18 protein-coding genes are annotated in these 24,626 nt (G+C 51.3%); 17 read left to right on the top strand and 1 reads right to left on the bottom strand.

Going from position 1 to position 24,626, the window contains the following annotated elements:
* The 3 genes from I9W95_RS08950 to I9W95_RS08960 all read left to right on the top strand — a co-directional run bounded on the left by I9W95_RS08950 (position 1) and on the right by I9W95_RS08960 (position 3,084).
* Complete coding sequence (locus I9W95_RS08950) at positions 1-900, top strand: U32 family peptidase (RefSeq protein WP_225674015.1); 900 nt, start codon at positions 1-3, stop codon at positions 898-900.
* Entirely contained in the window at positions 890-1,423 is a 534-nt protein-coding gene (mog, locus tag I9W95_RS08955) for a molybdopterin adenylyltransferase (protein WP_225674017.1), read from the top strand. Before I9W95_RS08950 ends, mog begins: the two co-directional genes overlap by 11 nt.
* Before the next feature lie 260 nt (positions 1,424-1,683).
* On the top strand, positions 1,684-3,084 hold the full coding sequence (locus I9W95_RS08960) for a hypothetical protein (protein WP_225674019.1): 1,401 nt from the start codon (positions 1,684-1,686) through the stop codon (positions 3,082-3,084).
* 11 nt (positions 3,085-3,095) lie between these two features.
* Here the strand turns inward: I9W95_RS08960 and I9W95_RS08965 are convergent, their stop codons facing one another.
* Entirely contained in the window at positions 3,096-4,859 is a 1,764-nt protein-coding gene (locus I9W95_RS08965; protein ID WP_225674021.1) for an ATP-binding protein, read from the bottom strand.
* A gap of 338 nt (positions 4,860-5,197) precedes the next feature.
* Here I9W95_RS08965 and I9W95_RS08970 point away from each other — a divergent pair, with 338 nt between their 5' ends.
* From I9W95_RS08970 to I9W95_RS09035, 14 genes are all read left to right on the top strand, one after another.
* Positions 5,198-8,914, top strand: coding sequence for a nitrate reductase subunit alpha (locus I9W95_RS08970; RefSeq protein WP_225674023.1), 3,717 nt, complete (start codon positions 5,198-5,200; stop codon positions 8,912-8,914).
* 20 nt (positions 8,915-8,934) lie between these two features.
* Positions 8,935-10,470, top strand: coding sequence for a nitrate reductase subunit beta (narH, locus tag I9W95_RS08975; protein ID WP_225674025.1), 1,536 nt, complete (start codon positions 8,935-8,937; stop codon positions 10,468-10,470).
* Position 10,471: 1 nt separating this feature from the next.
* Positions 10,472-11,170, top strand: a complete 699-nt coding sequence (narJ, locus tag I9W95_RS08980) for a nitrate reductase molybdenum cofactor assembly chaperone (RefSeq protein ID WP_225674027.1) — start codon at positions 10,472-10,474, stop codon at positions 11,168-11,170.
* A gap of 39 nt (positions 11,171-11,209) precedes the next feature.
* Positions 11,210-11,899: a respiratory nitrate reductase subunit gamma gene (narI, locus tag I9W95_RS08985; RefSeq protein ID WP_225674028.1), complete on the top strand. Its 690-nt coding sequence runs from the start codon at positions 11,210-11,212 to the stop codon at positions 11,897-11,899.
* 52 nt (positions 11,900-11,951) lie between these two features.
* Complete coding sequence (locus I9W95_RS08990) at positions 11,952-12,719, top strand: peptidylprolyl isomerase (RefSeq protein WP_225674032.1); 768 nt, start codon at positions 11,952-11,954, stop codon at positions 12,717-12,719.
* Between the two features lie 52 nt (positions 12,720-12,771).
* Complete coding sequence (locus I9W95_RS08995; RefSeq protein WP_225674035.1) at positions 12,772-13,929, top strand: alginate export family protein; 1,158 nt, start codon at positions 12,772-12,774, stop codon at positions 13,927-13,929.
* A 278-nt stretch (positions 13,930-14,207) separates the two neighbouring features.
* The gene (locus I9W95_RS09000) at positions 14,208-15,803 is read left to right on the top strand and encodes an MFS transporter (RefSeq protein ID WP_225674037.1); all 1,596 of its coding nucleotides are present in this window, start codon (positions 14,208-14,210) and stop codon (positions 15,801-15,803) included.
* 60 nt (positions 15,804-15,863) lie between these two features.
* Complete coding sequence (locus I9W95_RS09005) at positions 15,864-16,337, top strand: CBS domain-containing protein (RefSeq protein ID WP_225674039.1); 474 nt, start codon at positions 15,864-15,866, stop codon at positions 16,335-16,337.
* Between the two features lie 42 nt (positions 16,338-16,379).
* The gene (locus I9W95_RS09010; RefSeq protein WP_263866150.1) at positions 16,380-16,838 is read left to right on the top strand and encodes a universal stress protein; all 459 of its coding nucleotides are present in this window, start codon (positions 16,380-16,382) and stop codon (positions 16,836-16,838) included.
* Positions 16,839-16,862: 24 nt separating this feature from the next.
* Entirely contained in the window at positions 16,863-18,344 is a 1,482-nt protein-coding gene (locus I9W95_RS09015; RefSeq protein ID WP_225674042.1) for an MFS transporter, read from the top strand.
* Between the two features lie 83 nt (positions 18,345-18,427).
* Positions 18,428-19,612: an NnrS family protein gene (locus I9W95_RS09020; protein WP_225674044.1), complete on the top strand. Its 1,185-nt coding sequence runs from the start codon at positions 18,428-18,430 to the stop codon at positions 19,610-19,612.
* Positions 19,613-19,795: 183 nt separating this feature from the next.
* Complete coding sequence (nrdG, locus tag I9W95_RS09025) at positions 19,796-20,242, top strand: anaerobic ribonucleoside-triphosphate reductase activating protein (protein WP_225674046.1); 447 nt, start codon at positions 19,796-19,798, stop codon at positions 20,240-20,242.
* A gap of 42 nt (positions 20,243-20,284) precedes the next feature.
* Positions 20,285-22,105, top strand: coding sequence for an anaerobic ribonucleoside-triphosphate reductase (gene nrdD / locus I9W95_RS09030; RefSeq protein ID WP_225674048.1), 1,821 nt, complete (start codon positions 20,285-20,287; stop codon positions 22,103-22,105).
* Between the two features lie 96 nt (positions 22,106-22,201).
* Positions 22,202-24,622 carry a phosphoketolase family protein gene (locus I9W95_RS09035; protein WP_225674050.1) on the top strand — a complete coding sequence of 807 codons (2,421 nt, stop codon included), beginning with the start codon at positions 22,202-22,204 and terminating at the stop codon, positions 24,620-24,622.
* Positions 24,623-24,626 lie beyond the last annotated feature (4 nt).

Here is a 24,626-nt window from a genome sequence, read left to right on the forward strand (position 1 = left end):
ATGAAAATTTCACTGGGCCCCATTTTGTATTACTGGCCAAAAGAAAAGGTCGAAGCTTTCTACCGCGATGTCGCCGACAGTTCTGACATTGATGTGGTTTACCTGGGTGAAACGGTATGCCCGAAGCGCAGCGAGTTGTTTCTCAAAGATTATCTCGATATTGCCCATCAGCTGCGGGAGGCCGGTAAGCAGGTGCGTTTGTCGACCATGACCTTACTGGAGTCGCCGGGCATGGTCAGAGATCTGGTGCGCTGCATTGATAGTGGCGAGTTTATGGTAGAAGCCAATGACATGGGCGCGGTATTTCTTGCTCAGCAAAAAGGTGTTCCCTTCGTCGCCGGTGCCGCCATTAACTGTTACAACCAGCACACACTGAAATATCTGGTTAATGCGGGCATGCAGTGCTGGGTGATGCCGGTTGAGCTGTCAAGGGAATGGTTGGCGGATATTCTGAGTCAGGATGTTGTGCAGGATATCCGCAGCTGCTTCGATGTCGAAGTTTTTGCCTTTGGTCACATGCCTCTGGCCTGGTCAGCACGCTGCTTTACTGCCCGCTCGGAAAATCGCGCTAAAGATCAGTGCGGGCTGTGCTGTATAAATTATCCGTGTGGGCGCAGTGTTACCAGTCAGGATGGGCATCAGGTGTTTATTCTTAATGGTATTCAGACCCAGTCCGGACACAGATATAACCTGATTAACCAATTACAGCATATGCATGGTCTGGTCGATGTGGTGCGGCTGAGTCCGCAGGTGGAAGATACGTTGTTATGGGCAAAGCGTTTTCGTAATAATCTGAATGGCGGACAGAACTACTGTCTGGGGGAATTTGAAAGTAACGGCTACTGGCTTAAACTGCCGGGTATGTCCCGTATGGAATCTGTAAGTCATTATGAAAGCTGAAGCCCGCATTGGAATTCTCACTGTAAGCGATCGCGCCAGCGCCGGAGTCTATGAAGACCTCTCTGGTGCGACTATCCGCGAAACGCTTTCTGAGTACCTGACGTCTGCATGGCAGGCTGTTTATCGTGTTATTCCTGACGAGCAACCACTGATTGAGAAAACCTTACGCGAGCTCACGGACGATGAAGGTTGTTGCCTGGTCGTGACTACCGGTGGTACCGGCCCTGCTGCGCGGGATGTGACGCCGGAGGCCACTGAGGCCGTATGTGATCGCATGATGCCAGGCTTTGGCGAGCTGATGCGTATGGAATCTCTTAAATACGTACCGACAGCAATATTGTCGCGCCAGACAGCGGGGCTCAGAGGGGGTTCTCTTATTGTTAATTTGCCAGGAAAGCCAAAAGCCATCCGCCAGTGTCTTGACGCAGTCTTTCCGGCCATCCCATACTGTATTGATCTTATGGATGGACCGTTTCTGGAGTGTGACGAAGCTGTCATAAAAGCATTTCGTCCGGCAAAATAGCGCAGCTTTATCAAACTCTTGTGGGTACTCATAACGGGGTATGTCGATACCCTGCGTGCCCTCTGCTTCAGGTGGCCAGGTCTGCGATAATAAAAATTGATACCCCGTGACATGGGGCGGGAATTTTTATGCTCAGAACTTCCGGTCCAGTGCGGGCTCTGTTTAATAATGCTGCAGACAGTAGATCTACTAAAACTCCACCTATCCGGAACGATATTTCTGCGTTAATGGCGGGCTCTGCAATATGGATGTTGTGGAGTGTGCTGGTTGTTATTATTTTTGATACCGGCTATCCATTTTCCATCAGTGAGCTTTTTTTCCTGATAGCGACCGCCGGCCTCAGTGGCACCTGTGTTCGCCTTGGCAGCGGTTTCCTCGTGCAGAATGCACCGCTTGCTGTTGTTTGGTTTGTGAGTCTGCTGCTGCTTATATTGCCCTTGTCACTGTTGATGGGCGCATTTATTTCTCCATCGCCATCCTTCTGGCAGTTTCAGCTTGCTGCTCTCAGTTCTGGGGTAGGAGCGGTTTTTTTGCCGCTTCGTACCTGCATGACGGACTTTGGTCAGAGCACTGCACGTATCGAGCAGGAGGCGCGTTCAGCTCTGGCGGACAGTGGACTTATTGTGGCCCAGGTCGTGCTGCCTGTTCTTGGCTTTCTGCCGTTGGCAGGTTGGCTGACGACGCTGCCACTGGAGTACAACAGCAGCCATGTTCTGGGGCGGATTTCTGCTGGTTCTGGCTTCAGTATTTTTGCAGCCCTATCCGTGTTTTTTTTGTTGCTTCTGATCGCAATTTTCCGTGCGCTGCCAGCCTTTCTTGGTGAACGGCGCAAAGTACTTACCATTTTACGCACCTTGTTGATTTATACGGTTCTGATGGGGATCTGTTTTTTTCTGTTATCTGGCGTCGGTGGCACAGGCCCGTTGGGGAATATTATACTGGCTGGACTTCTGATTGTTGTCATAACGCTTTTCCTGCTGCTTATGGTGTTTTCGCGAATTCCCCGTGGAAGGGAAAGTGGATTCTTACCCATGGTGGTCAATCGCAAGTTACAGCTGCTCTCTCTTCTGCATCTGATGGGAGCTGGGTCTATGCTGGGTTTTTCTGCGTCTCTGCCGTTGCTGGGAAAGGAGTTCTTTGATCTGCAGTGGGCAGGTGGCGATATTTATCTCAGCAATCCTCTGGGTTCTGGTGTGTTGACGTATGTGTGGCTTCTGCCTGTTGTCGCTATTATCACCCGTGGTATCAGCGCCTGGTTGGCAAGATACTACAAGCCAGAACGGATTAATCAGTCTGCTTTGCTTCTGATGCTGGTGAGCGTCAGCATGCTGACGGTGAGTCTTGAGTATCTCGCCGATAACAGTAGCTACACAACTTTATTTTTGTTGGTTTTACTGTTTTTTATCGGTTCCGGTCTGTCAGCGGGTAGCGTTTTTTATCAGATATCAAGAGCCTTTCCGGCGGCTACTATGCATCAGGTTCTGATCTGTATTAGCGGGATTTCATCCTTCGGCGTTTTCTATATCGCCAATATGTTTTCCAGTCAGCATGATATGCAGCATCCCGAATTTATTCTTTATAGTTTTTCGGTATTTTATGGTGTCGGGATGCTGCTTAACTGGTTCTTCTTCTTGCGCAGGAAAAGTGATTTGTCATTCTGAAATATGCTTTATCATGCAGTTCTCGCCTTCGAGTACTCCGGCATGAATTCGAAGTACACCCCGGTTCCACCGTCGGCTCTGCCCTGGATTCTTACATCACCATTAAGCTGGTGAGAACGCTCCTGAATAATTGCCAAACCATAGTGGTTAAGTTTCTCTGGGTTGGTATCAATGCCAATTCCGTCATCTTCTATGCTCAGCAGAATTTTCTTGTCTGGTGTTGCGGTAAGCTTTATAAGAATACGTTTACCGTGCGAGTGGTTAATCGCATTCCGGCAGGCCTCACGGATAATCTGCAGCAGATGAATTTCTTCCTGTGGACTCAGTGGGGCATGAAGAATGTCATAATCCAGTGTTATTTCCATAGAGGACTGTTCCTGGAACTGCTCAACGGTTTTCTGCAGTGCAGTGATCAGTCCTTTGCCATCGACTTTAAGGCGGAATGTCGTCAGTAGCTCTCGGAGTTGTCGATAGGCTGAATCAAGGCCATTTTTAAGTTCATTAGATACATCCATCATGATGGCCTGATCATTCTTTGCCAATGCCCGGTTAAGACGGGTTACCTGAATTTTCAGATAAGACAACGCCTGGGCCAGGGAGTCGTGCAATTCCCGGGCAATGGTATTTCGTTCATTCATCAGCGTTATACGGCGGATTTTTTCTTCCTCTCCCTGCAGGCTGAGTGCGATGGCAAACTGCGTGGCTACCGAGCGCAGTAATTCATCCTGCCATTGCTGGATGTCATCGTTGCAGTTGCCATGGATGACCAGAACACCGTATTCGGTGTTTTCGCGGGATATGGCGTAACGCAGTTGTTGGTCTGTGCTGCTGTTTCCCGCGACGCAGTCACGGCAGTTGCGGCTGGCGCAGTCCGGATCATTATCTTTTGTACCATTCACCTGCAGATAGGGAATGTCCCCGCTTTCAGTAAGCAGGCAAAGCTCTATGTCAGCGATGCCGGTCACGCGTGACAATTCATAAATAATCTGGCTGAAATCGTCTTTTCTGATTTCATGTGTGCTTGTCTGCCACGCCAGTTTGTAGAGGAAGGTGAGTGTCGTATTGCTGTTTCTCAATTCGGTGGTTTTTTCGTCGACCTGCTTCTCCAGCGATTCGTACATGTAGGCAATGGCACGACACATCTGATTGAACGATTTAGAAAGCAGACTGAGCTCATCCTGCCCCTCTGTATTGGCCAGGTTGCAGGTAAAATCACCACGCCCAACCTGGCGTGCGGCATTTGTCAGCTCGGCAAGGGGCAGTGTCAGGCGCAGATACACCCAGTAAATTGCTGCTACCGACAGAATGACAGTTATAAAGAACGCGATAACCTGAAAAGTGCGTATGGCGCGGATTTTTGCTTCTGCATTTTTCTGGATGCCCAGCACCAAAGTGTTCAGACCGATAACAAAATCATCCACCAGTCTGAGCTTCTCTGCGTCACTAAGGACGGCGCTTTTAAGGCTGCTTTGTACATTAATCCAACGCGACTGCAGCAGTTCAAACAACTCGGTTAAATTTGCTTCGCGGATAACGTTACGCATCACCGGATCTTCCCAGGCGGAATTAACGACGCTTCTGGCGTCCTCACGTACGCTTTCGCTGCTGGCATAGCGATAGCTTTGCATGCGCAGTGAGCCGGCCACGTTAATAGCGTAGGCGTCATTATCTGCCTGATCTGACAGCCAGTAAGACACCAGAATGGTAGACACCGCCATGACGATAATTGCGGTCAGTGACAAGTTGATTTTGGTGATAACGGAGTAGCGGTTCATAAAACTCAGCCCAAAAACGATGCCGTATTGTAGCGACAACCCTCAGGGGATTTACAGCATCATGATTAGTTGATAATCATTATCAAAAAGCGCTGATTAATAGTAGCTACCACCCATTACCCTGCACATTGGTTGTGGTGCCCTTGCAAATCGATTTTATATAAAAAAGCCCTTATAAAACAATGGGTTGTAAAATATTCATTATACCTATAAGTGGGTATTCGGGTGCTGTTTATCGCGTTTTTGGCCAGCGCTGCCCCATCGTTAATTTAATCCATATGAGTAGACTGTTGCTGAATGTTTCTGCCCGTCCTTACGGATGCAACCAGGAGTTAGCTATGAGTCATCTGCTCGAAAAGCTGCGTTTTTTTAAAACAAGCAAAGAGCCCTTCGCCAATGGGCACGGCGTTGCCACCAACCAGGATCGCAGCTGGGAGAAAGGTTATCGCCAGCGTTGGCAGCACGATAAAATCGTACGCTCTACACACGGCGTGAACTGTACCGGTTCGTGCAGCTGGAAAATTTATGTAAAAGATGGTCTGGTGACCTGGGAAACCCAGCAAACCGATTATCCGCGTACCCGTCCTGATCTGCCGAATCATGAACCCCGTGGTTGTCCGCGTGGTGCCAGTTATTCCTGGTATATCTACAGCGCCAACCGTCTGAAATATCCGAAAGTCCGTGGTCAGCTGATGAAGCTGTGGCGTGAAGCCCGCGCTAAGCACAGTGATCCGGTAGCCGCCTGGGAATCCATTGTTACTGATCCGGTAAAAGCGAAAAGCTACAAAGAGCGCCGTGGTCTGGGTGGCTTTGTCCGCGCGTCCTGGGACGAGGTCAATGAACTGATTGCCGCATCCAACGTGTATACCACCAAGACTTATGGTCCTGACCGTGTAACCGGCTTCTCGCCGATTCCTGCCATGTCCATGGTGTCGTACGCGGCGGGTGCCCGTTACCTGTCGCTGATCGGCGGTAACTGTCTGAGCTTCTACGACTGGTACTGTGACCTGCCACCGGCTTCTCCACAAATCTGGGGTGAGCAGACCGACGTTCCTGAGTCAGCTGACTGGTACAACTCCAACTACATCATTGTCTGGGGTTCTAACGTGCCGCAAACCCGGACACCGGATGCGCACTTCCTCACAGAAGTACGTTACAAGGGTACCAAGACCTGCGTGATTACTTCTGACTACTCGGAAGCGTCCAAGTTTGGTGATACCTGGCTGGCTCCTCGTCAGGGTACTGATGCCGCCCTGGCGATGGCCTTTGGTCATGTCATTCTGAAAGAATTCCACGTCGATCAGCCAAGTGATTACTTCACCGGCTATGTGAAGCGTTATACCGATATGCCGATGCTGGTCATGCTCGAGGAAAGCGACGACAAGCTGACTGGCGGCCGCTTCCTGCGTGCTGCTGACCTGGTGAATAATCTGGGCGAAGACAACAACCCTGACTGGAAAACCATTGCCATCAACAGCAACGGCGCGCTGACCAGCCCGAACGGCTCTATCGGTTATCGCTGGGGTGAAAAGGGTAAGTGGAACCTGGAGCAGAAAGACCGGAGTGGTGATGTTGATCTGACTCTGTCACTGAAAGATCAGGCCGATGAAATGGCAGATGTGGCCTTCCCATATTTTGGTGGTGCGCCACACGAGTACGAGTATTTCCAGCACACCGAACACAACGAGCTGCAGCTGCGTAAGATCCCGGCCAAGCGCGTTGCTCTGGCGAATGGTGAAACCGCTCTGGTTGCCACCGTATTCGATCTGATGCTGGCGCACTACGGTGTTAATAACGGCATCGACGACCCGAGCCGAGCAGCCAGTTTCGATGATGATGTGCCATATACCCCGGCCTGGCAGGAAAAAATCACCGGCGTTTCCCGTGCTGATGTTATCCGTGTTGCCCGTGAGTTTGGCCGCAACGCGGATAAAACCAAGGGTCGTTCCATGGTGATCGTGGGCGCTGCGCTGAACCACTGGTATCACATGGATATGAACTACCGTGGCCTCATCAATATGCTGATGATGTGCGGCTGTGTTGGTCAGACCGGTGGTGGCTGGGCGCACTATGTGGGCCAGGAAAAGCTGCGTCCGCAAACCGGCTGGACACCACTGGCGTTCGCCCTCGACTGGCAGCGTCCACCACGTCACATGAACGGTACTTCGTTCTTCTACAACCACTCCAGTCAGTGGCGTTACGAAAAACTGAACATGAGTGAAGTGGTATCGCCACTGGCCAACAAAGACAAGTGGAATGCCAGCATCATTGATTACAACAGCCGTGCCGAACGCATGGGCTGGCTGCCATCCGCACCACAGCTGGGAACCAACCCGCTGCATCTGACGCAGCAGGCAGCGAAAGCCGGTGTTGATGTTAAAGACTATGTTGTGCAGCAACTGAAGAGCGGCGATCTGAAATTTGCCTGTGAGCAGCCGGATAATCCGCAGAACTTCCCGCGCAACATGTTTATCTGGCGTTCTAACCTGCTGGGTTCTTCCGGTAAGGGACACGAATACATGCTGCGTCACCTGCTAGGTACCAAGCATGGCCTGCTGGGTAAAGACCTGGGTGAGTTCGGTGGCCAGAAGCCAAAAGATGTGGAATGGGTTGATAACGGCGCCGAAGGTAAAGTGGATCTGTGGGTCACACTGGACTTCCGTATGTCCACCACCTGTCTGTATTCCGACATCGTGCTGCCAACCGCCACCTGGTACGAAAAAGACGATATGAATACGTCGGACATGCACCCATTCATTCACCCGCTGAGTGCGGCGATTGATCCTGTGTGGGAAGCACGTTCTGACTGGGAAATTTTCAAAGGCATTGCCAAAGAATTCTCCCGTGTTTGTGTCGGCCATCTGGGCGTGGAAAAAGATCTGGTTACTCTACCAATGCACCACGACACTCCGGCAGAGCTGGCTCAGCCATACGGCGTGAAAGCCTGGTGGAAAGGCGAATGTGAACCGGTTCCGGGCAAAACCATGCCGGCGCTGATTCCGGTTGAGCGTGATTACCCGAATACCTATGCGCGTTTCACCTCCATCGGACCACTGCTGGAAAACATCGGTAATGGTGGTAAAGGCATCAGCTGGGATACCAAGTCTGAAGTCGATCTGCTGCGTAAGCTGAATTACACCCATACCGAAGAAGGTGCGAGCAAAGGCCGCGCAAAACTGGATAGCGCGATTGATGCCTGTGAAATGATTCTGACGCTGGCACCGGAAACCAACGGCCATGTTGCGGTAAAAGCCTGGGAGGCTCTGGGTGAGATTACAGGTCTTGACCACACCCATCTGGCAAAACCAAAAGAGGAAGAAAAAATCCGTTGGCGCGACATCGTTGCCCAGCCACGCAAGATTATTTCTTCGCCTACCTGGTCAGGTCTGGAAGACGAGCATGTGTCTTACAACGCCGGTTACACCAACGTTCATGAGCTGATCCCGTGGCGCACCATTACCGGCCGTCAGCAGTTCTATCAGGACCATGAATGGATGCGTGATTTTGGTGAGCAGCTGTGTTCGTACAAGCCGCCAATCAACCTGAAAACGGTTGATCCTGTGCTGAACAAAAAGTCTAACGGCAATAAAGAAATCGTACTGAACTGGATCACCCCGCACCAGAAATGGGGTATTCACAGCACCTACTCTGACAACCTGCTGATGCTGACTCTGTCTCGTGGTGGTCCGATTGTGTGGCTCAGTGAAATTGACGCGAAAGCCGCCGGTATTGTCGATAACGACTGGATTGAAGTGTTCAACGTCAACGGTGCCATCGCTGCCCGTGCCGTGGTGTCACAGCGTGTACCGGAAGGTATGAGCATGATGTATCACGCTCAGGAGCGGATTGTGAACGTACCGGGAGCCGAAACCACCGGTACCCGTGGCGGTATCCACAACTCGGTTACCCGTGCGGTGATGAAACCGACACATATGATTGGTGGTTATGCCCAGCAAGCTTACGGCTTCAACTACTACGGTACCGTAGGTTGTAACCGTGATGAATTTGTCATCGTGCGCAAAATGCAGAACGTTGACTGGCTGGACACCAAATAAGGTTGCAGTGAGGTAATTCCATGAAAGTCAGAGCACAAATTGGCATGGTGTTGAATCTGGACAAGTGCATTGGTTGTCACACTTGCTCCATCACCTGCAAAAACGTATGGACCTCACGTGAAGGGGTCGAATATGCCTGGTTTAACAACGTAGAAACCAAGCCCGGAATTGGCTTCCCGAAAGAATGGGAAAACCAGAAAAAATGGAATGGCGGCTGGAAACGCGATGCCAATGGCAAACTGCAGCTGAAAATTGGCGGTAAGTTACGGGTTCTGGCGAATATCTTCGCTAACCCGGATCTGCCGGAAATTGACGACTACTACGAGCCGTTCGATTTTGATTACCAGTATCTGCATAACGCCCCGGATAAAAAGCATCAGCCTGTGGCCCGTCCACGCTCGCTGATTACCGGCCAGCGTATGGAGAAAATCGAATGGGGTCCGAACTGGGAAGAAATTCTCGGTACCGAATTCGAAAAGCGTAAAGCGGATAAAAACTTTGATGATGTCGTGCAGAAAGATATTTACGGACAGTTTGAAAAAACGTTCATGATGTATCTGCCACGTCTGTGTGAACACTGTCTGAATCCGGCCTGTGTTGCGGCCTGTCCATCGGGTGCCATCTACAAGCGTGAAGAAGACGGTATCGTTCTGATCGACCAGGAAAAATGCCGTGGCTGGCGTATGTGTGTATCGGCTTGTCCATACAAGAAGATTTACTACAACTGGAAGAGCGGTAAATCAGAGAAATGTATTTTCTGCTTCCCACGTATTGAAGCCGGTCAGCCGACAGTATGTTCTGAAACCTGTGTAGGCCGTATCCGCTACCTGGGCGTGCTGTTGTACGACGCGGACAAAATTGCCGATGCAGCCAATACCGCCAATGAAAAAGATCTGTATCAGGCACAGCTCGATCTGTTCCTTGATCCAAACGATCCGAAGGTTATTGAAGCAGCGCGTAAAGAGGGCATCAGCGATAACTGGCTGAAAGCTGCTCAGCGTTCACCGGTATACATGATGGCGATGGACTGGAAAGTGGCTCTGCCTCTGCATCCGGAATACCGCACTTTGCCGATGGTTTGGTACGTACCGCCACTGTCACCGATTCAGACCGCTGTTGAATCTGGTCACGTTGGCATGAACGGCGAAATTCCTGACCTGAAATCGCTGCGTATTCCGCTGCGTTATCTGGCCAATCTGCTGACTGCTGGCGACGAAAAGCCAGTGATTACCGCACTGGAACGCATGATTGCTATGCGTGCCTTCAAGCGCTCCCAGCAGGTCGACGGCGTGGAAGATATCGATGTCCTGAAACAGGTTGGACTCACCGCTGTTCAGGTCGAGGAAATGTACCGCTACATGGCTCTGGCCAATTACGAAGATCGCTTTGTAATTCCGACCAGTCATAAAGCGTACGCAGAAAATGCCTACGATCTGAAGAGCGAATGTGGCTTCAGCTTTGGCAATGGCTGCAGCAACGGTAATAACAACGTTAACCTGTTTGGCACCAGTACTCAGGGTGTACGCCAGGTAATCCCGGTTGTATCGGAGGACTGAGATGAAAATTCTGCGTGTACTTTCTTTACTGATGGATTACCCGACCCAGGAGCTGCTGGACGCCCGTCCAGCGCTGGAAGACGTGGTCGCTGCCACCTCTATGCCTGCTGACAGCAAGCAGGCTGTGCTGGATTTTATTGCCCGGAAATTCGCGGGTGATCTGCTGCAGTGGCAGGAAGAGTATGACGGCCTGTTCGAACGTGGCCGTTCATTATCCCTGTTGCTGTTTGAGCACGTTCACGGCGAAAGCCGTGACCGTGGTCAGGCCATGGTTGATCTGATGAACCAGTACAAACAGGCGGGTCTGGAAATCAGCGTTAATGAGCTGCCGGATTATATTCCGCTGTACCTGGATTTTCTCAGCACACAGGGCGAGGAAAATGCGCGCCTGGGACTGCAGGAAGTTGCTCATATTCTCGCCTTGCTGGCCTGTCGTCTGGAACAGCGTGGTTCTGACTATGCCGCCATATTCCACGGTCTGATAAAGCTGAGCGAAATGAATCTGGATCTGGCTGACCTGCGTGCTCAGATTGCCGAAGAAAAGCCGGACAATACCGCGAAAGAACTGGATAAGGTCTGGGAAGAGGAAATGGTTAACTTCATGGATAACGCACAGTCATCCTGCGGCAGCACCAACCGTCCGAGTGAAGGTCAGCGCCGTGACCAGCATATTCCTCTGAATACCGATCTTTTGTTTTGACCGCTTCGCCTGCAAATTAACAGGCATTAGGAGTTGTTTATGAGTTATTTCAATACCCTGGCGTTTGGTGTTTATCCCTATGTCGCCATGATTATTCTGCTGGTCGGCAGCTGGATGCGTTATGACCGCGAACAGTACAGCTGGAAAGCCAGTTCCAGCCAGTTACTGGAAAAGAAACAACTGCGCATGGGCAGCATTCTGTTTCACGTGGGTGTGCTAGGGATTTTCTTTGGCCACTTTTTCGGTCTTCTGACCCCGGTAGAGCTGTGGCACGTACTGGGTGTCACCGCACCTATGAAGCAGATGGTGGCTATGGGTGCCGGTGGTCTGTTCGGTCTGATCTGCTTTGCCGGTCTGACCATTCTGATCAAGCGTCGCTTAGGTAATCCACGTATCCGTGCAACCAGTAAGAAAATGGATATTGTTATCCTGTTCCTGCTGTACGCGCAGTTGCTGCTGGGATTGTTCTCTATTCTGATTTCTGCAGGTCATCTGGACGGCGCAGAAATGATGGCCCTGATGATGTGGGCACAGAATATTATGACGCTGGATCTGGCAGAGGCTGTACAGCACATTGCGCATGTTCACTGGATTTATAAAGCACACGTTGTACTGGGCATGACACTGTTTGTTGTCTTCCCATTCAGCCGTCTGGTTCATATGTTCAGTGCACCTGTGCAGTATGTTACCCGTCAGCATCAGATTGTCCGTAAGCGTTTCGCCCGTTAAGAGCGATGGTGGCCGCCAGGCGGCCACCTCTTATCTGTCGTTGGAGTCATCCATGATCAAGGTTAATGAAGTTACTATCCCTGAATCTGCCATTCTGGCGGAAATGCAGTATCACCCGGCAGAAAGCAAGCGCCAGGCCATGCTGAAAGCCGCCGAGACCCTGGTCATCGGCGAGATCCTGCGCCAGCGTGCGCAGGCACTGGGGATGACGGCAGAAGCGGATAACAGCCTTGCCGGTCAGGATGATTTCCTGGAGAAGCTGCTGGCGCAGGAGGTGAATATGCCTCAGGCCAGTGAAGAAGAATGCGAACTTTACTTCCGTAATAATCCGCAGCGTTTTCTTACCTCGCCTCTGGTTGAAGCGCGCCATATTTTACTGGCAGCAGCAGAGGAGGATGAGGTGCAGCGGGCGGAAGCGAAAGCCATCGCTGAGTCGGTATTGTCCATGCTCAGCAGTGGCGAGTCGTTTGCCGAATTAGCCAAACGCTATTCCGCCTGTCCGTCGAAAGAAACCGGCGGCAGCCTGGGGCAGCTCAGTGCGGGCCAGACAGTGCCTGAGTTTGAGCGTCAGGTATTCCGTGCCGGACCCGGTTTGATGCCAGCACCGGTGGAAAGCCGTTTTGGTTATCATATTGTCGAGGTGGTACATCATATTGATGGTCAGCCGCTGCCGTACGAGCATGTGCGTGAGCGTATCCGCGATTACCTTAACGAAAAAGTGCGGATGAAATCCACCGCACAGTATATTCAGACTTTAATTCAGGAAACCCGTTTAGAAGGTTTCGATTTTTCCGTATCAGATTCACCTCTGATGCAGTAAAACCATAATAAATGTACTCGGTGCTCAGATTTTTCCATTTCAGGAGAGCTCGATGAAAAACTGCGTAAAACCATTAGTTATTGCTGTTGCTATGGGGGCTGCCTGTAGCGCAGTCGCGGCAGACAACTTTGTTTCTCTGGTCAAAGAAGGGGATATGCTGGCGGATTTCCGTCTGCGTTATGAAACCAATGATACCGAAGGCGGCACAGATGCCGCGACTGCGCTGACGTTGCGCTCGCGCCTGGGCTACGAAACGCCATCTGTTTCCGGCTTTAAAGTTCTGGCCGAAATTGAAGATGTTCGTGCATTTATTGATGAATACCGCATTGAAGACCCGGATTACGACATTGTCGCTGACCCGGTTAATACCGAAATCAACCGTGCACAGATTTCTTACGCCAAAGACGAATTCAGTGCTGTGGTTGGTCGTCAGCGTATCATTCTGGATAACGCCCGTTTCGTTGGTAACGTCGGCTGGCGTCAGAACGAACAGACTTACGATGCCGCTCTGTTCGCCTACAAAAAAGACGCTGTATCTCTGGCTTACGCCTATGTTGATCAGGTCAATGATTTTACCTTCACTTCAATGGACGTTACCGCGCACGTACTGAACGGTTCTTACGCTGGCCTGCCAGTGGGTACCGTGACCGGTTACGCCTACCTGATTGAGTACGACGATACCGACGCCACACTGGATACCCATGGTGCCAGCCTGGTGGGCAAGCAGACTGTAAACGACGTCGCTGTTTCTTACCGTGCTGAAGTGGCTACTCAGTCTACCGGTGACAACGATGCTCTCTACTACGTCCTGGAAGCCGGTGCCACTCTGTCGGGTGTAACCGCCACTTTGGGTAACGAAGTTCTGGGCAGCGACGACGGTGATTACGGTTTTGCCACGCCACTGGCGACCAAACACGCCTTCAACGGCTGGGCCGACCTGTTCCTGGCAACGCCTGCCGATGGTCTGTCTGATACTTATGTGTCCGTTGGTGGCGCGGTTTCCGGCGTTAAATTGCAGGCGGTATACCACGACTTCAAAGCCGATGAAGGCAGCATGGACTACGGTTCTGAAGTGGACTTCCTGGCGGCCAAAGGCATCAACCAGAATTTCAGCGTGGGCGTGAAATACGCGGCCTACTCTGCGGGTGATGATGCATCCGGCAAAGCTGATACCGACAAGCTGTGGGTCTGGGGCGAAGCCAGATTCTGATGTAAACAACCCCTCTTATGCCTGCTTTATGCAGGCATTTTTTTGGGGAAAGATAGGTAGTTTTATCCCTTTGTAGGTACGCCATAAGAGCGTCTTATTCACCAGTATCCACACGTTTATGCCACATCGGCAGCATAGATTGACCTGAGTCATAAATACTCAACCTCTTAGGGGGTAGACCGGCTTATATCAGCGGATTCAGAGCATTTTTCACCCCGTTGATTACTTCATTCAGGGGGCCCAAGATGGATTCAGTATCTACATGTGAGGGGATATCTATGGCTGAAAATAAATCGGCATACATTGAGAATTGGGATGTCGAAAATAAAGAGTTCTGGGAGCGGGAAGGTAAGAAAATTGCCAACCGTAATCTCTGGATTTCTATTCCAAGTTTGCTCATGGGATTTGCCATCTGGCTGATGTGGGGCATGATCACCACGCAGATGAAAAACCTGGGCTTTGATTTCACCACGGAACAATTATTTTCTTTGGTAGCAATTGCCGGTCTGTCTGGTGCCACGCTGCGTATTCCGGCTTCGTTTATGATCCGTATTGCCGGCGGGCGGAATACCATTTTTCTGACCACAGCTCTGCTGATGATTCCTGCACTGGGCACCGGCTTGGCACTGATGGATCCGCATACACCTTACTGGGTGTTCCAGCTGATGGCTCTGCTCTCCGGTATTGGTGGCGGTAACTTTGCCTGCTCCATGAGCAACATCAGTACCTTCTATCCGAAAAGTCAGCAGGGCTATGCCCTGGGCATGAACGCCGGTCTGGGTAACTTTGGTGTTACCACCATGCAGATCCTGATTCCTCTGGTGATGACTGTTGGTATCTTCGGTGCTGTCGCTGGCGACCCTATGGTGCTGAAAACCGCCAGTGGAACCTTGCTGGGCCGCATTGAAGCCGGTTCAGAAACCTGGATTCAGAATGCGGCATTTGTATGGCTTCTGTTCCTGATCCCTCTGGCTTTTGCCGGCTGGTTTGGCATGAATAACCTGAATGTGGTTACACCAAATCCAGGCCATCCACTGTCAGCATTTACTAAAATCATTGGCTTGTATGCGATTGCACTGGTCACTGCGGTTGTTGGTATTTATGCCATGGGTCTGATCGGTATGTGGCTGGCCTTGCCACTGACCATTATTCTGACTGTGGTTGCCCTGCGTCTGATTCCTGGCAGCATTCAGCCCAATATTAAAAATCAATTCCGTATTTTCAGTAACAAGCACACCTGGTCGATGACCGTTCTCTACATCCTGACCTTCGGTTCGTTTATTGGCTTCTCTGCAGCCTTGCCACTGTCCATCACTGTGATTTTCGGCAAGATGATGCAGGTTGGTGCTGATGGTGAACTGATCCGTGTGGTTAACCCGGATGCGCCAAGTGCTCTGACCTGGGCATGGATCGGACCATTTGTTGGTGCCCTGATTCGCCCTGTGGGTGGCTGGATCTCCGATAAAGTCGGCGGTTCGATTGTTACTCAGGTTATCTCCGTGGTTATGGTGGCTGCTTCTGTTGCGACTGGTTACGTCATGATGCAGGCATATAACTCAGCCAACCCTAACGAATACTTTATGCCGTTCATGGTGTTGTTCGTGGTGCTGTTCGCTGCCAGTGGTATCGGTAATGGTTCAACCTTCCGCAGCATCGGCGTGATCTTTGATCAGCAACTGAAAGGCCCTGTACTTGGCTGGTCTTCTGCTGTTGCTGCTTACGGTGCTTTTATCGCGCCAAAAGTACTTGGTGCTCAGATTAATGCTGGCACTCCGGAAGTCGCGATGTATGGATTCGCTGTATTTTACGCAGTATGCCTGCTTATTAACTGGTGGTTCTACCTGCGTAAAAATGCAGAAATTTATAATCCGTAAAATAATGAATTAGTGAAACGGGGCGGACCACCGCCCCTCTATTGCAGAAGGACGATGAATATGAATACAACCAAAAAAGCAGGGGACCTGATGCATGGCGATATTCTTGTTGCCTATGAGGGCTGGACTATCCATCGTCTTGCAGATTTCTTTGTGCGTAACAATATCTCTGCTGTTCCTGTCATTGCTTCTGACCATCAACTTGTTGGCGTTGTCAGCGTCAGTGACGCTTTTCGTTTCAATAATCTCGACGTACGCAGTAAAGAAGCTGCGTTACTGAATCTGTACCGCAATGATTTCCGCATGGAAGTTTCGGAAGAAGATCTGAATTCCTGGGTAAAAGATGCAGATAAAACCTGCACGGTACACCAGATCATGACGCCGGAAGTTATCTCAGTAGATGTTGATGATTCTGTTGAAATGGTTGCCAGGGCGTTACTCGATAAGCATGTTCACCGGGTTTTGGTCACCGATAAAGGCTCTGTCGTAGGTGTAATTACTGCGATGGATCTGCTTGAACATGTATATGGCTGATTGAATTTCAGGAAGCCGGTGTAAGCCGGAGATGAGGGTTTTATGAAAATTATGATCGCTTATGATGGATCGCGTAACGCGAAACTGGCTATGGCCAGAACCATCACTATGTTCCGTGAAATGCATCCGACTCTGGTGTTAGTGGCGGCTGCCGAGAATCCACGTGATATCACGGATAAAAATGAAGAGTTATTTGATAACGAGATTGCCACCCTGCGATCTTGCCTGAACGAGGCTCTTGAAGCTTGTAAGAAAGAGCAGATTGCTGCGGAGTCTATTCTCCTTGAGGGCGATGCGCGCAAGATGCTGCTGGCGGCGACTGAAAAACTGCGGCCGGATTTGCTGGTAATTGCCCGTCACAGCCATGAGCCGGATGGCGGTTTTATTGCGCGGTCGCTGACGTATTTCGTTGATGAACTCGACTATATGACGTTTGGCAGTGTCAGTTCGTTCCTGACTCGCCGGGCACAGTGCCCACTTCTGATTCTTCCCAGCCTGTAACAGCAGTGATTGCTGGAGGTCTGTATGCAAGTTGCTGATGTATTCAAATTTAAAAATCCGGAAATTAAGGCACTTCACCTTACCTGGATTGCTTTCTTTATTACCTTTTATGTGTGGTTCAACATGGCGCCGCTGGCGTCCAGTATGTTGAAAAGCGTTGACTGGCTGAAACCTGAAGATCTCAAGTTATTCGCCATCTGTAACGTTGCCCTGACTATTCCAGCCCGTATTATTGTGGGCATGGCGCTTGACCGTTTTGGCCCGCGCCGGGTGTTCTCTATTCTGCTGGTGGTAATGGCTATTCCGGCACTGGTATTCGCGTTCGGTGAATCCCGGACTCAACTTCTGGTGAGCCGCCTGGTGCTGAGTTCTATCGGCGCAAGCTTCGTGGTTGGCATTCACATGACCGCCATGTGGTTCAAGCCAAAAGATATTGGTTTTGCCGAAGGCTTTTATGCCGGCTGGGGTAACTTTGGTTCTGCCGCTGCAGCCATGACTCTGCCAACTATCGCCATTAACTTCTATGGTGGTGATGACGGCTGGCGCTGGGCTATCGCACAAAGTGCGTTTGTCATGGCAGCCTACGGTGTTTACTACTGGTTTGCGATTACCGATGGCCCGGCGGGCACTGTGCACCGCAAACCACGCAAGGCGATTGCGCTTGAAGTCAGTACCTGGGCCGATATGGTCAAGCTGATTCTGTGGACAATTCCTCTGGTGGGTATTCTCAGTATTCTGGTATGGCGTATTCAGAAACTGGGTTATCTGGATGTAACAGGCGCTGCCATTGCTTACGCTGTTATTGCTGCTGTGGTGATCTACCAGATTATTCAGATTTTGCGCGTGAACGTACCCATTCTGAAAAAAGGCGTGCCAGAGGATGACAAGTATCCGTTCAACAGTGTCGCTGCACTGAACAGTACTTATTTTGCAAACTTTGGTGCTGAACTGGCGGTTGTGTCTATGCTGCCGATGTTCTTCGAAAAAACCTGGGATCTGTCTGCTACTGCCGCAGGTCTGATCGCAGCGTCTTTCGCCTTTGTAAACCTGATCGCCCGTCCTATGGGTGGCCTGGTTTCTGACCGCCTGGGTAACCGCCGGTTTGTGATGCTGAGCTATATGCTGGGTATTGCGCTGGGCTTCACCCTGATGGGTATGCTTAATTCATCCTGGCCGTTGGTGATTGCTGTTGCTATTACTGTGTTTACCTCGTTCTTTGTGCAGGGCGCAGAGGGGGCAACTTTCGGTATTATTCCATCTATTAAACGTCGACTGACTGGCCAGATTTCAGGTATGGCCGGTGCCTACGGTAACGTCGGTGCGGTGTTTTACCTGACTGTGTTCACGTTTGTTGAGCCGAATCAGTTCTTCTTTATTATCGCAGCCGGCGGCTTTATCAGCTGGATTATCTGTCTGGTGTGGCTGAAAGAACCTGAGTCTGCGTTCTCTGATGAATACTATGTATCGTCAGTGGATAAACAGATCGAGCAGGAACAGAACGCCTGACAGTCAAAATGAAAAGACCCGCTCCGGCGGGTCTTTTTTGTTTGATTCAGGCAAGGTTTATAAAAATTCCGGGAAGATTATTCATGAAGTTATTCAACCCTGACTTTCCCTTGTGGGGACAAGCTTTCCGTCCGATGTTTTTGGCAGCTGCCGGATTTTCTGCATTCGCTATGCTGCTGTGGGGCCTGAGCCTGTCCGGCATGATACGGTTGCCCGTTGATAACCCGGTATTCTGGCACAGTCACGAAATGCTGTTTGGTTTTGCTATGGCGGTGGTGGCGGGCTTTCTGCTGACTGCCGTGCAGAACTGGACCGGGCGCCGTGCTGTTAATGGTAAACCTTTACTGCTGCTGACGCTGGTCTGGCTGTCCGGGCGAATGGCGATGCTGAGTTCTGCATTTTTGCCATGGTGGCTGATTGCCTGTATCGACATGGCGTTTATTCCGTTGGTTGCGCTCTTTTTCTGGCAGCTGGTGTTTGCTGTCCGCCAGAAGCGCAACTATTTCTTTGCTCCGGTATTGCTGCTGATGCTGGTCTGCAACGGCAGCATGCACTGGGGAAATGCCCACGCTGATGGGGCTCTGGTGTTGTGGGCCAGTCACAGTGTCAGCTGGCTGATGCTGGTTTTTATCACCATTATTGGCGGCCGTATTTTGCCTATGTTTACCGCCAACGGCACTATGACGCCCAAAGTGGAATCACTGCCGTGGCTGGAAAAATCGGTACTGATCAGTACCTGGTTAATTGCTGCACTCTATCTGACCCGGTTGGACAGCGTGCTGCCGGGGTGGGTCATGAGCCTGATGCTGGTGCTTAGTGCTGTTGCACACGCTGTGCGTATTTTCCGTCTGAATCTGCGTATTACCTTGCCGGTGCCACTGCTGTGGTCGCTGCATCTGGCGTATTGGTTTATTCCGCTGGGATTGTTGTTGCTGGCTCTGCATTACGCCGGCGCACCCTGGTCATTCAGTACGGCTCTGCACGCGCTGACGGCAGGGGCCATTGGCGGCATGATTATCGCCATGATCGCCCGTGTATCACTCGGACACTCCGGTCGCCCGCTGCAGCCTGCGCGGATAATGTCGGTGGCCTTTGCCATGGTACTGCTGGCCGCTTTGTTACGCTCGCTGGTGGTTGCTCTTCAGCCGCAGGCCGTCAGTCTGTTCTTTGCATTAACCAGTGCGCTGTGGGTTATGGCGTTCAGCATTTTTGTACTGGTCTACTGGTCTGTTCTTATATCCCCGCGTCCGGACGGCCGTCCGGGCTGACAGTCAGCGCAACAGAAAGCCGGCCAACAGTGCCGGCTTTTTTATTGCGGCTTAACACTGACCGTGTGTTCAATTTTACCGTTACCCCTAGCGGGGTAGTTGATAGTGGAAATTGATCTGAATCAATTTCCGTTAGTGCCTGCTCGTTAGTCTTGGCACAACATATTGTGGTTTTACGGATGAATGAACTACTTCAGTGAGCAGATTGTGTGGCAAGAAGTGCCGGGCGAGGTGTCCCTGGCATTTACCATCAGTGGTTGTCCGCTGGCTTGTCCGGGCTGTCACAGTGCCGCCAGCTGGCCGGCAACGGCCGGTCAGCCGCTGACGCCGGACTATTTCAGTTCCCGCCTGCAGCAATATCAGGGATTGCTGACCTGTGTGCTGTTTATGGGCGGTGAGTGGCTGATGGATGAGTTGCTGTTGTTGCTGCGGCTGGCGCGTGCAGCGCGCCTGAAAACCTGCCTGTACACAGGTCTTGACGAGGTTCCTGAGTCACTTAAGCCCTGGCTCACTTATGCCAAGACAGGCCCCTGGCGACGGGAGCTGGGTGGTCTGGAAGCGCCGGGCACTAATCAGGTATTTACTGACCTGCGCACGGGCGCTTGTCTTAATCATCAGTTCCACCAATGAGATGAAGCACTTTCCTTTTATTAACCAACGGAGAACCGGTTCATGCTGAAACTGAGCGCGGAACACATTAACGACAAACTGGATTTTATTCAGCATTACCTGCAGGCAGAAAATGCGGCCGACGGTTCGAAGATGGATGCCAATGCCAACGTCACCGCCAAAAATATTGCCACGCTGGAAGCGGAGATGATGAAGGACTTCTTTGTGCAGATTAACCGCGCGCAGGTTTCCGCCAGGATTCGTGAGCTGTTTGGTGATGATCTGGCGCAGGAATATATCCGCCAGATTCAGGACCATGAAATTTATGTGCACGACGAAACCAGCCTGAAACCTTATTGCGTATCGGTCACCATGTACCCGTTTCTGCGCGATGGTCTGACGCGGCTGGGGGGCGAATCGAAAGCCCCGGAGCATCTGGAATCATTTTGTGGTGCGTTTGTTAATTTTGTGTTTGCCGTCAGCAGTCAGTTTGCCGGTGCCGTGGCCACGGTGGAGTTTCTTACCTATTTCGATTACTTCGCCCGCAAAGATTATGGCAATGATTACCTGACAACCCACGCCCGTCAGATTGCCAATCACCTGCAGCATGTTGTGTATGCGATCAATCAGCCGGCGGCGGCGCGTGGCTATCAGAGTGTGTTCTGGAATATCTCTGTTTATGACAGTTACTACTTTGACAGCATGTTCGGCAATTTTGTATTTCCCGATTTCTCACGGCCGGACTGGTCTTCAGTTAAAAGTCTGCAGGACTTCTTCCTTGACTGGTTCAATAAAGAACGTTGCAAAAGTATTCTGACCTTTCCTGTGGTTACTGTAGCTATGCTGACGGAGGATGGCCGCTGTAAGGATCACGATTTTGCTGCGAGTATGGCGCAGCATCTGCATCAGGGCAGTTCATTTTTTGTGTACCTGTCGGACAGTGCCGATAGCCTGGCATCCTGCTGCCGGCTGCGCAGCGAGATCAGTGATAATACCTTCTCTTATTCACTGGGTGCCGGCGGTGTGGCGACCGGTTCCATCAATGTAATTACTATCAACATGAACCGCCTGGTGCAGGACGGCCGCGATCTTCTGCAGGAAGTCCGAAAAATTCATAAGTATCAGGTTGCCTACCGGCAGCTGATGGAAGACTACCGTAAAGCCGGCATGCTGACCGTCTATGATGCGGGTTTTATCTCGCTGGAAAAGCAGTTTCTGACCATAGGCATTAATGGCATGACCGAGGCGGCAGAATCCCTTGGTCTGGTGGCAGATAATAATCCTGCTTATAAGGACTTTGTCCGGCAGCAGCTGAAAGTCATATACGACGCCAACAAAGCGGCGGCGCACGAATACGGTTACATGTTTAATACCGAGTTTGTTCCGGCGGAAAATCTTGGAATAAAGAATGCAAAATGGGACCGGAAGGACGGCTATTTTGTACCGCGCGAGTGTTATAACTCCTATTTCTATAAGGTAGAAGACGAGAGCATCAATGCACTGGATAAATTTCAGCTGCATGGCCGTGAATTGCTTGAATATCTGGATGGCGGTTCGGCTCTTCATCTGAATCTTGACGAAAGCCTGTCTTCGCAGGGTTTTCTGTCGCTGCTGAATATCGCTGCAAGAACAGGCTGTAATTACTTCTGTGTCAACGTGAAAATAACCATCTGTAATGACTGTGAGGTTATTGATAAGCGTACATTGCATGCTTGTTCTGCCTGTGGATCTGAGGATATTGATCACGCCACCCGCGTTATTGGCTATCTGAAACGGGTATCTGCATTCAGTGCTGGCCGGCGGAAAGAACACGCATTGCGCCATTATCACCGCCATAAAAAATATACGGTCGAACAGACATCAGAAGCAGGCAGTGCTGCCTGATGACGCAGGTCATTATTGGTGTTTGATTACTGATTTTTGGGTATAGCCGTCTGCATTGTTTTTTTGTCTGATCTGGATTGGTCGGGAGGCGCGCTTATGACACTCAATCTGTATCAGCAAACCAGTTATGCACTATCGCCGGATTACCTGCGCGAAGAGGCGGGCCGCCTGCGTCAGGAAAATCCTGCGCTGGCGGCCTGGGTACGTTCAGCCGGTATTATTCCCCACACGGATGCCACCCAGATTCAGGCTCAGCTTATGGCTGAATCTCTGCTGCAAAAAGGTTTAATTCATGACGTGCGTGATTTTTTCAGCGGCTTGCAGGCACTGGATTGTCTGACGCAGCAGGCGATGTGGCTGGTTATCCATATGACGTATACCCGCCGGGTCTGGCTGGATGGCCGCGATATTGACTGTGCAGATTTTAAGGAAAATCCCAGGGGGCATACCGGAGGGGCACTGAATATGGTGCCGGCTTATGCGGGTTTGCTGGCACTCAACCATTTTACGCAACAGCCCAGGGACTGGTTAATCGGGCAGGGGCATTGTGTCGCTGCGATTGATGCTCTGCAGTTGTTGACCGGTATTGCCACGCTGGCACGACGGCAACAGTACCCGCTGACCGAAGAAGGTTTGAGCCGGTTTGTGACAGACAGCTACGACACGCACCTGCAGGCTGGAGGGTTTCCGCGTTCGACTTTGGGGGCCCATGTGAATACACATACCGCCGGGGCGCGCCTGGAGGGTGGTTATCTGGGAATTGCCGGTATGCAGTACGCGCATATGCCGTTGCCGGGAGAGCGCCTGGTGGCATTTTTAAGTGATGGTGCTTTTGAGGAACAGCGTGGTACCGACTGGGCTGCCCGCTGGTGGCGCGGCGAAGATACCGGCCTGGTGGCTCCGGTGATGATTGCCAATGGTCGTCGTATTGATCAGCGCACCACCATTGCCCAGCAAGGTGGCTGCAGCTGGTTTGTCAGCCATTTACGCAATCAGGGTTTTTCCCCTTTTGTAATTGATGGGCGTGATCCGGCGGCATTTGTCTGTGCGGTTTATTATATGGAAATTCAGCTGCAACAGGCCTGTGAGCGTATTCGTCGGGGCGATGCCAGTTATCCCGTTGCCATGCCCTATTGTATTGCCGAAACCGTTAAGGGGTTTGGTTTTCCGGGTGCCGGAACTGATGCTGCGTATGGTTTACCATTGGGCGCTCATCCCACTCAGGACAGTGAGGCGCTGGCATTTTTTCGCCAGGGTTGTCGGCAGTTGTTTCAGCCGGAAACGCATTGGCGAGCAGCGGCTGCCAGCCTGAAGCAACCAAAACGTAAAATGGCACCCATGCTGGCCGTTAATTGCCCGGAGCCGGAGTGGAGTGAACGGCGGGAGTCGGCGATGAGCGCTATTGACCGGTATTTTATCGAAATTACTGAAGTTAATCCGCGCCTGAGAGTTCGTATTGGCAATCCGGATGAATTACGTTCCAACGGTATGAATCAGACGCTGGATCAGTTCCGCCACCGCGTGACCAAACCGGAAATATCCGCCGCTGAAGCCATCGACGGCTGTGTGATTACCGCCCTGAATGAAGAAGCAGTATTAAGTGCCTGTCTGGCCAATCAGGCGGGAATTAATCTGGTCGTGGCCTATGAGGCGTTTGCGGTCAAAATGCTGTGCGCTTTGCGTCAGACCATTATTTTCTCGCGTCAGCAGAAAGAAGCCGGCGACCCCGCCGAGTGGCTGGGATTTCCGGTGATCACCACATCCCTCATCTGGGAAAACGGCGCTAATGATCAGAGTCATCAGGATTCCAGTCTGGCAGAAAGCCTGATGTTGAAAATGGCGGATATGGTGCGAGTCGTTTTTCCTCCGGACGCCAATAGCGCAATGGCCTGCCTGCGCAGCTGTTACGGAGATCTGGGGGTGGTGTGGAATATGGTGGTTGCCCGTAGTTGTATGCCGGCATTTTTTAATGCGCATCAGGCGCAGCAACTGGTGCAGGATGGCGCTGTGTGTGTGCGTGGCCACTGTGGTGCCGAAATTCAGCTGGTTGCCTGCGGGGCTGTACAGTTGCAGCAGATGCTGAAAGCTTCGGACCGCCTGCGGCAGCAGCGTGTGGCGCATTCTCTTATGTATGTACTCGAACCCGGACGTTTCCGCTCGGCGCGTGATGTATGGGAGGGAGATATTGTCGCCGATACTGCTGTTCTGCAGGCGTTATTTCCTGCACGGGTTCAGTACCGGGTTTTTCTGGTTCATACCCGTTCTGAGGCATTTTTAGCCGTGTGCCGCCAACTGGATCTGGGACCGCAGAAAACACGCGCGCTGGGTTATATTAACCGTGGCGGTACCCTGGGCTGTGAAGAATTATTATTTGTAAACCGCTGTACCTGGGCGCATGTTCTGGCTGAACTGGAGGATTTGTGTGGGCAAAAGGACGGAACATGGCTGACGGCAGAAGAATGGGCTGCTGTTCAGGGAAATGGCGACCCTTATGATGTCATCGGATTACACCCTTAAAGCG

It is taken from the genome of Thalassolituus marinus, assembly GCF_020320395.1.
Classification (GTDB): domain Bacteria; phylum Pseudomonadota; class Gammaproteobacteria; order Pseudomonadales; family Oceanobacteraceae; genus Venatoribacter; species Venatoribacter marinus.

Bases quoted from the DNA above. Each gene is read 5' to 3' on its own strand.
- I9W95_RS08950 (WP_225674015.1), top strand. From the start codon at position 1: ATGAAAATTTCACTGGGCCCCATTTTGTATTACTGGCCAAAAGAAAAG.
- mog (WP_225674017.1), top strand. From the start codon at position 890: ATGAAAGCTGAAGCCCGCATTGGAATTCTCACTGTAAGCGATCGCGCC.
- I9W95_RS08965 (WP_225674021.1), bottom strand. From the start codon at position 4,859: ATGAACCGCTACTCCGTTATCACCAAAATCAACTTGTCACTGACCGCA.
- I9W95_RS08970 (WP_225674023.1), top strand. From the start codon at position 5,198: ATGAGTCATCTGCTCGAAAAGCTGCGTTTTTTTAAAACAAGCAAAGAG.
- narH (WP_225674025.1), top strand. From the start codon at position 8,935: ATGAAAGTCAGAGCACAAATTGGCATGGTGTTGAATCTGGACAAGTGC.
- narJ (WP_225674027.1), top strand. From the start codon at position 10,472: ATGAAAATTCTGCGTGTACTTTCTTTACTGATGGATTACCCGACCCAG.
- narI (WP_225674028.1), top strand. From the start codon at position 11,210: ATGAGTTATTTCAATACCCTGGCGTTTGGTGTTTATCCCTATGTCGCC.
- I9W95_RS08990 (WP_225674032.1), top strand. From the start codon at position 11,952: ATGATCAAGGTTAATGAAGTTACTATCCCTGAATCTGCCATTCTGGCG.
- I9W95_RS08995 (WP_225674035.1), top strand. From the start codon at position 12,772: ATGAAAAACTGCGTAAAACCATTAGTTATTGCTGTTGCTATGGGGGCT.
- I9W95_RS09000 (WP_225674037.1), top strand. From the start codon at position 14,208: ATGGCTGAAAATAAATCGGCATACATTGAGAATTGGGATGTCGAAAAT.
- I9W95_RS09005 (WP_225674039.1), top strand. From the start codon at position 15,864: ATGAATACAACCAAAAAAGCAGGGGACCTGATGCATGGCGATATTCTT.
- I9W95_RS09010 (WP_263866150.1), top strand. From the start codon at position 16,380: ATGAAAATTATGATCGCTTATGATGGATCGCGTAACGCGAAACTGGCT.
- I9W95_RS09015 (WP_225674042.1), top strand. From the start codon at position 16,863: ATGCAAGTTGCTGATGTATTCAAATTTAAAAATCCGGAAATTAAGGCA.
- I9W95_RS09020 (WP_225674044.1), top strand. From the start codon at position 18,428: ATGAAGTTATTCAACCCTGACTTTCCCTTGTGGGGACAAGCTTTCCGT.
- nrdG (WP_225674046.1), top strand. From the start codon at position 19,796: ATGAACTACTTCAGTGAGCAGATTGTGTGGCAAGAAGTGCCGGGCGAG.
- nrdD (WP_225674048.1), top strand. From the start codon at position 20,285: ATGCTGAAACTGAGCGCGGAACACATTAACGACAAACTGGATTTTATT.
- I9W95_RS09035 (WP_225674050.1), top strand. From the start codon at position 22,202: ATGACACTCAATCTGTATCAGCAAACCAGTTATGCACTATCGCCGGAT.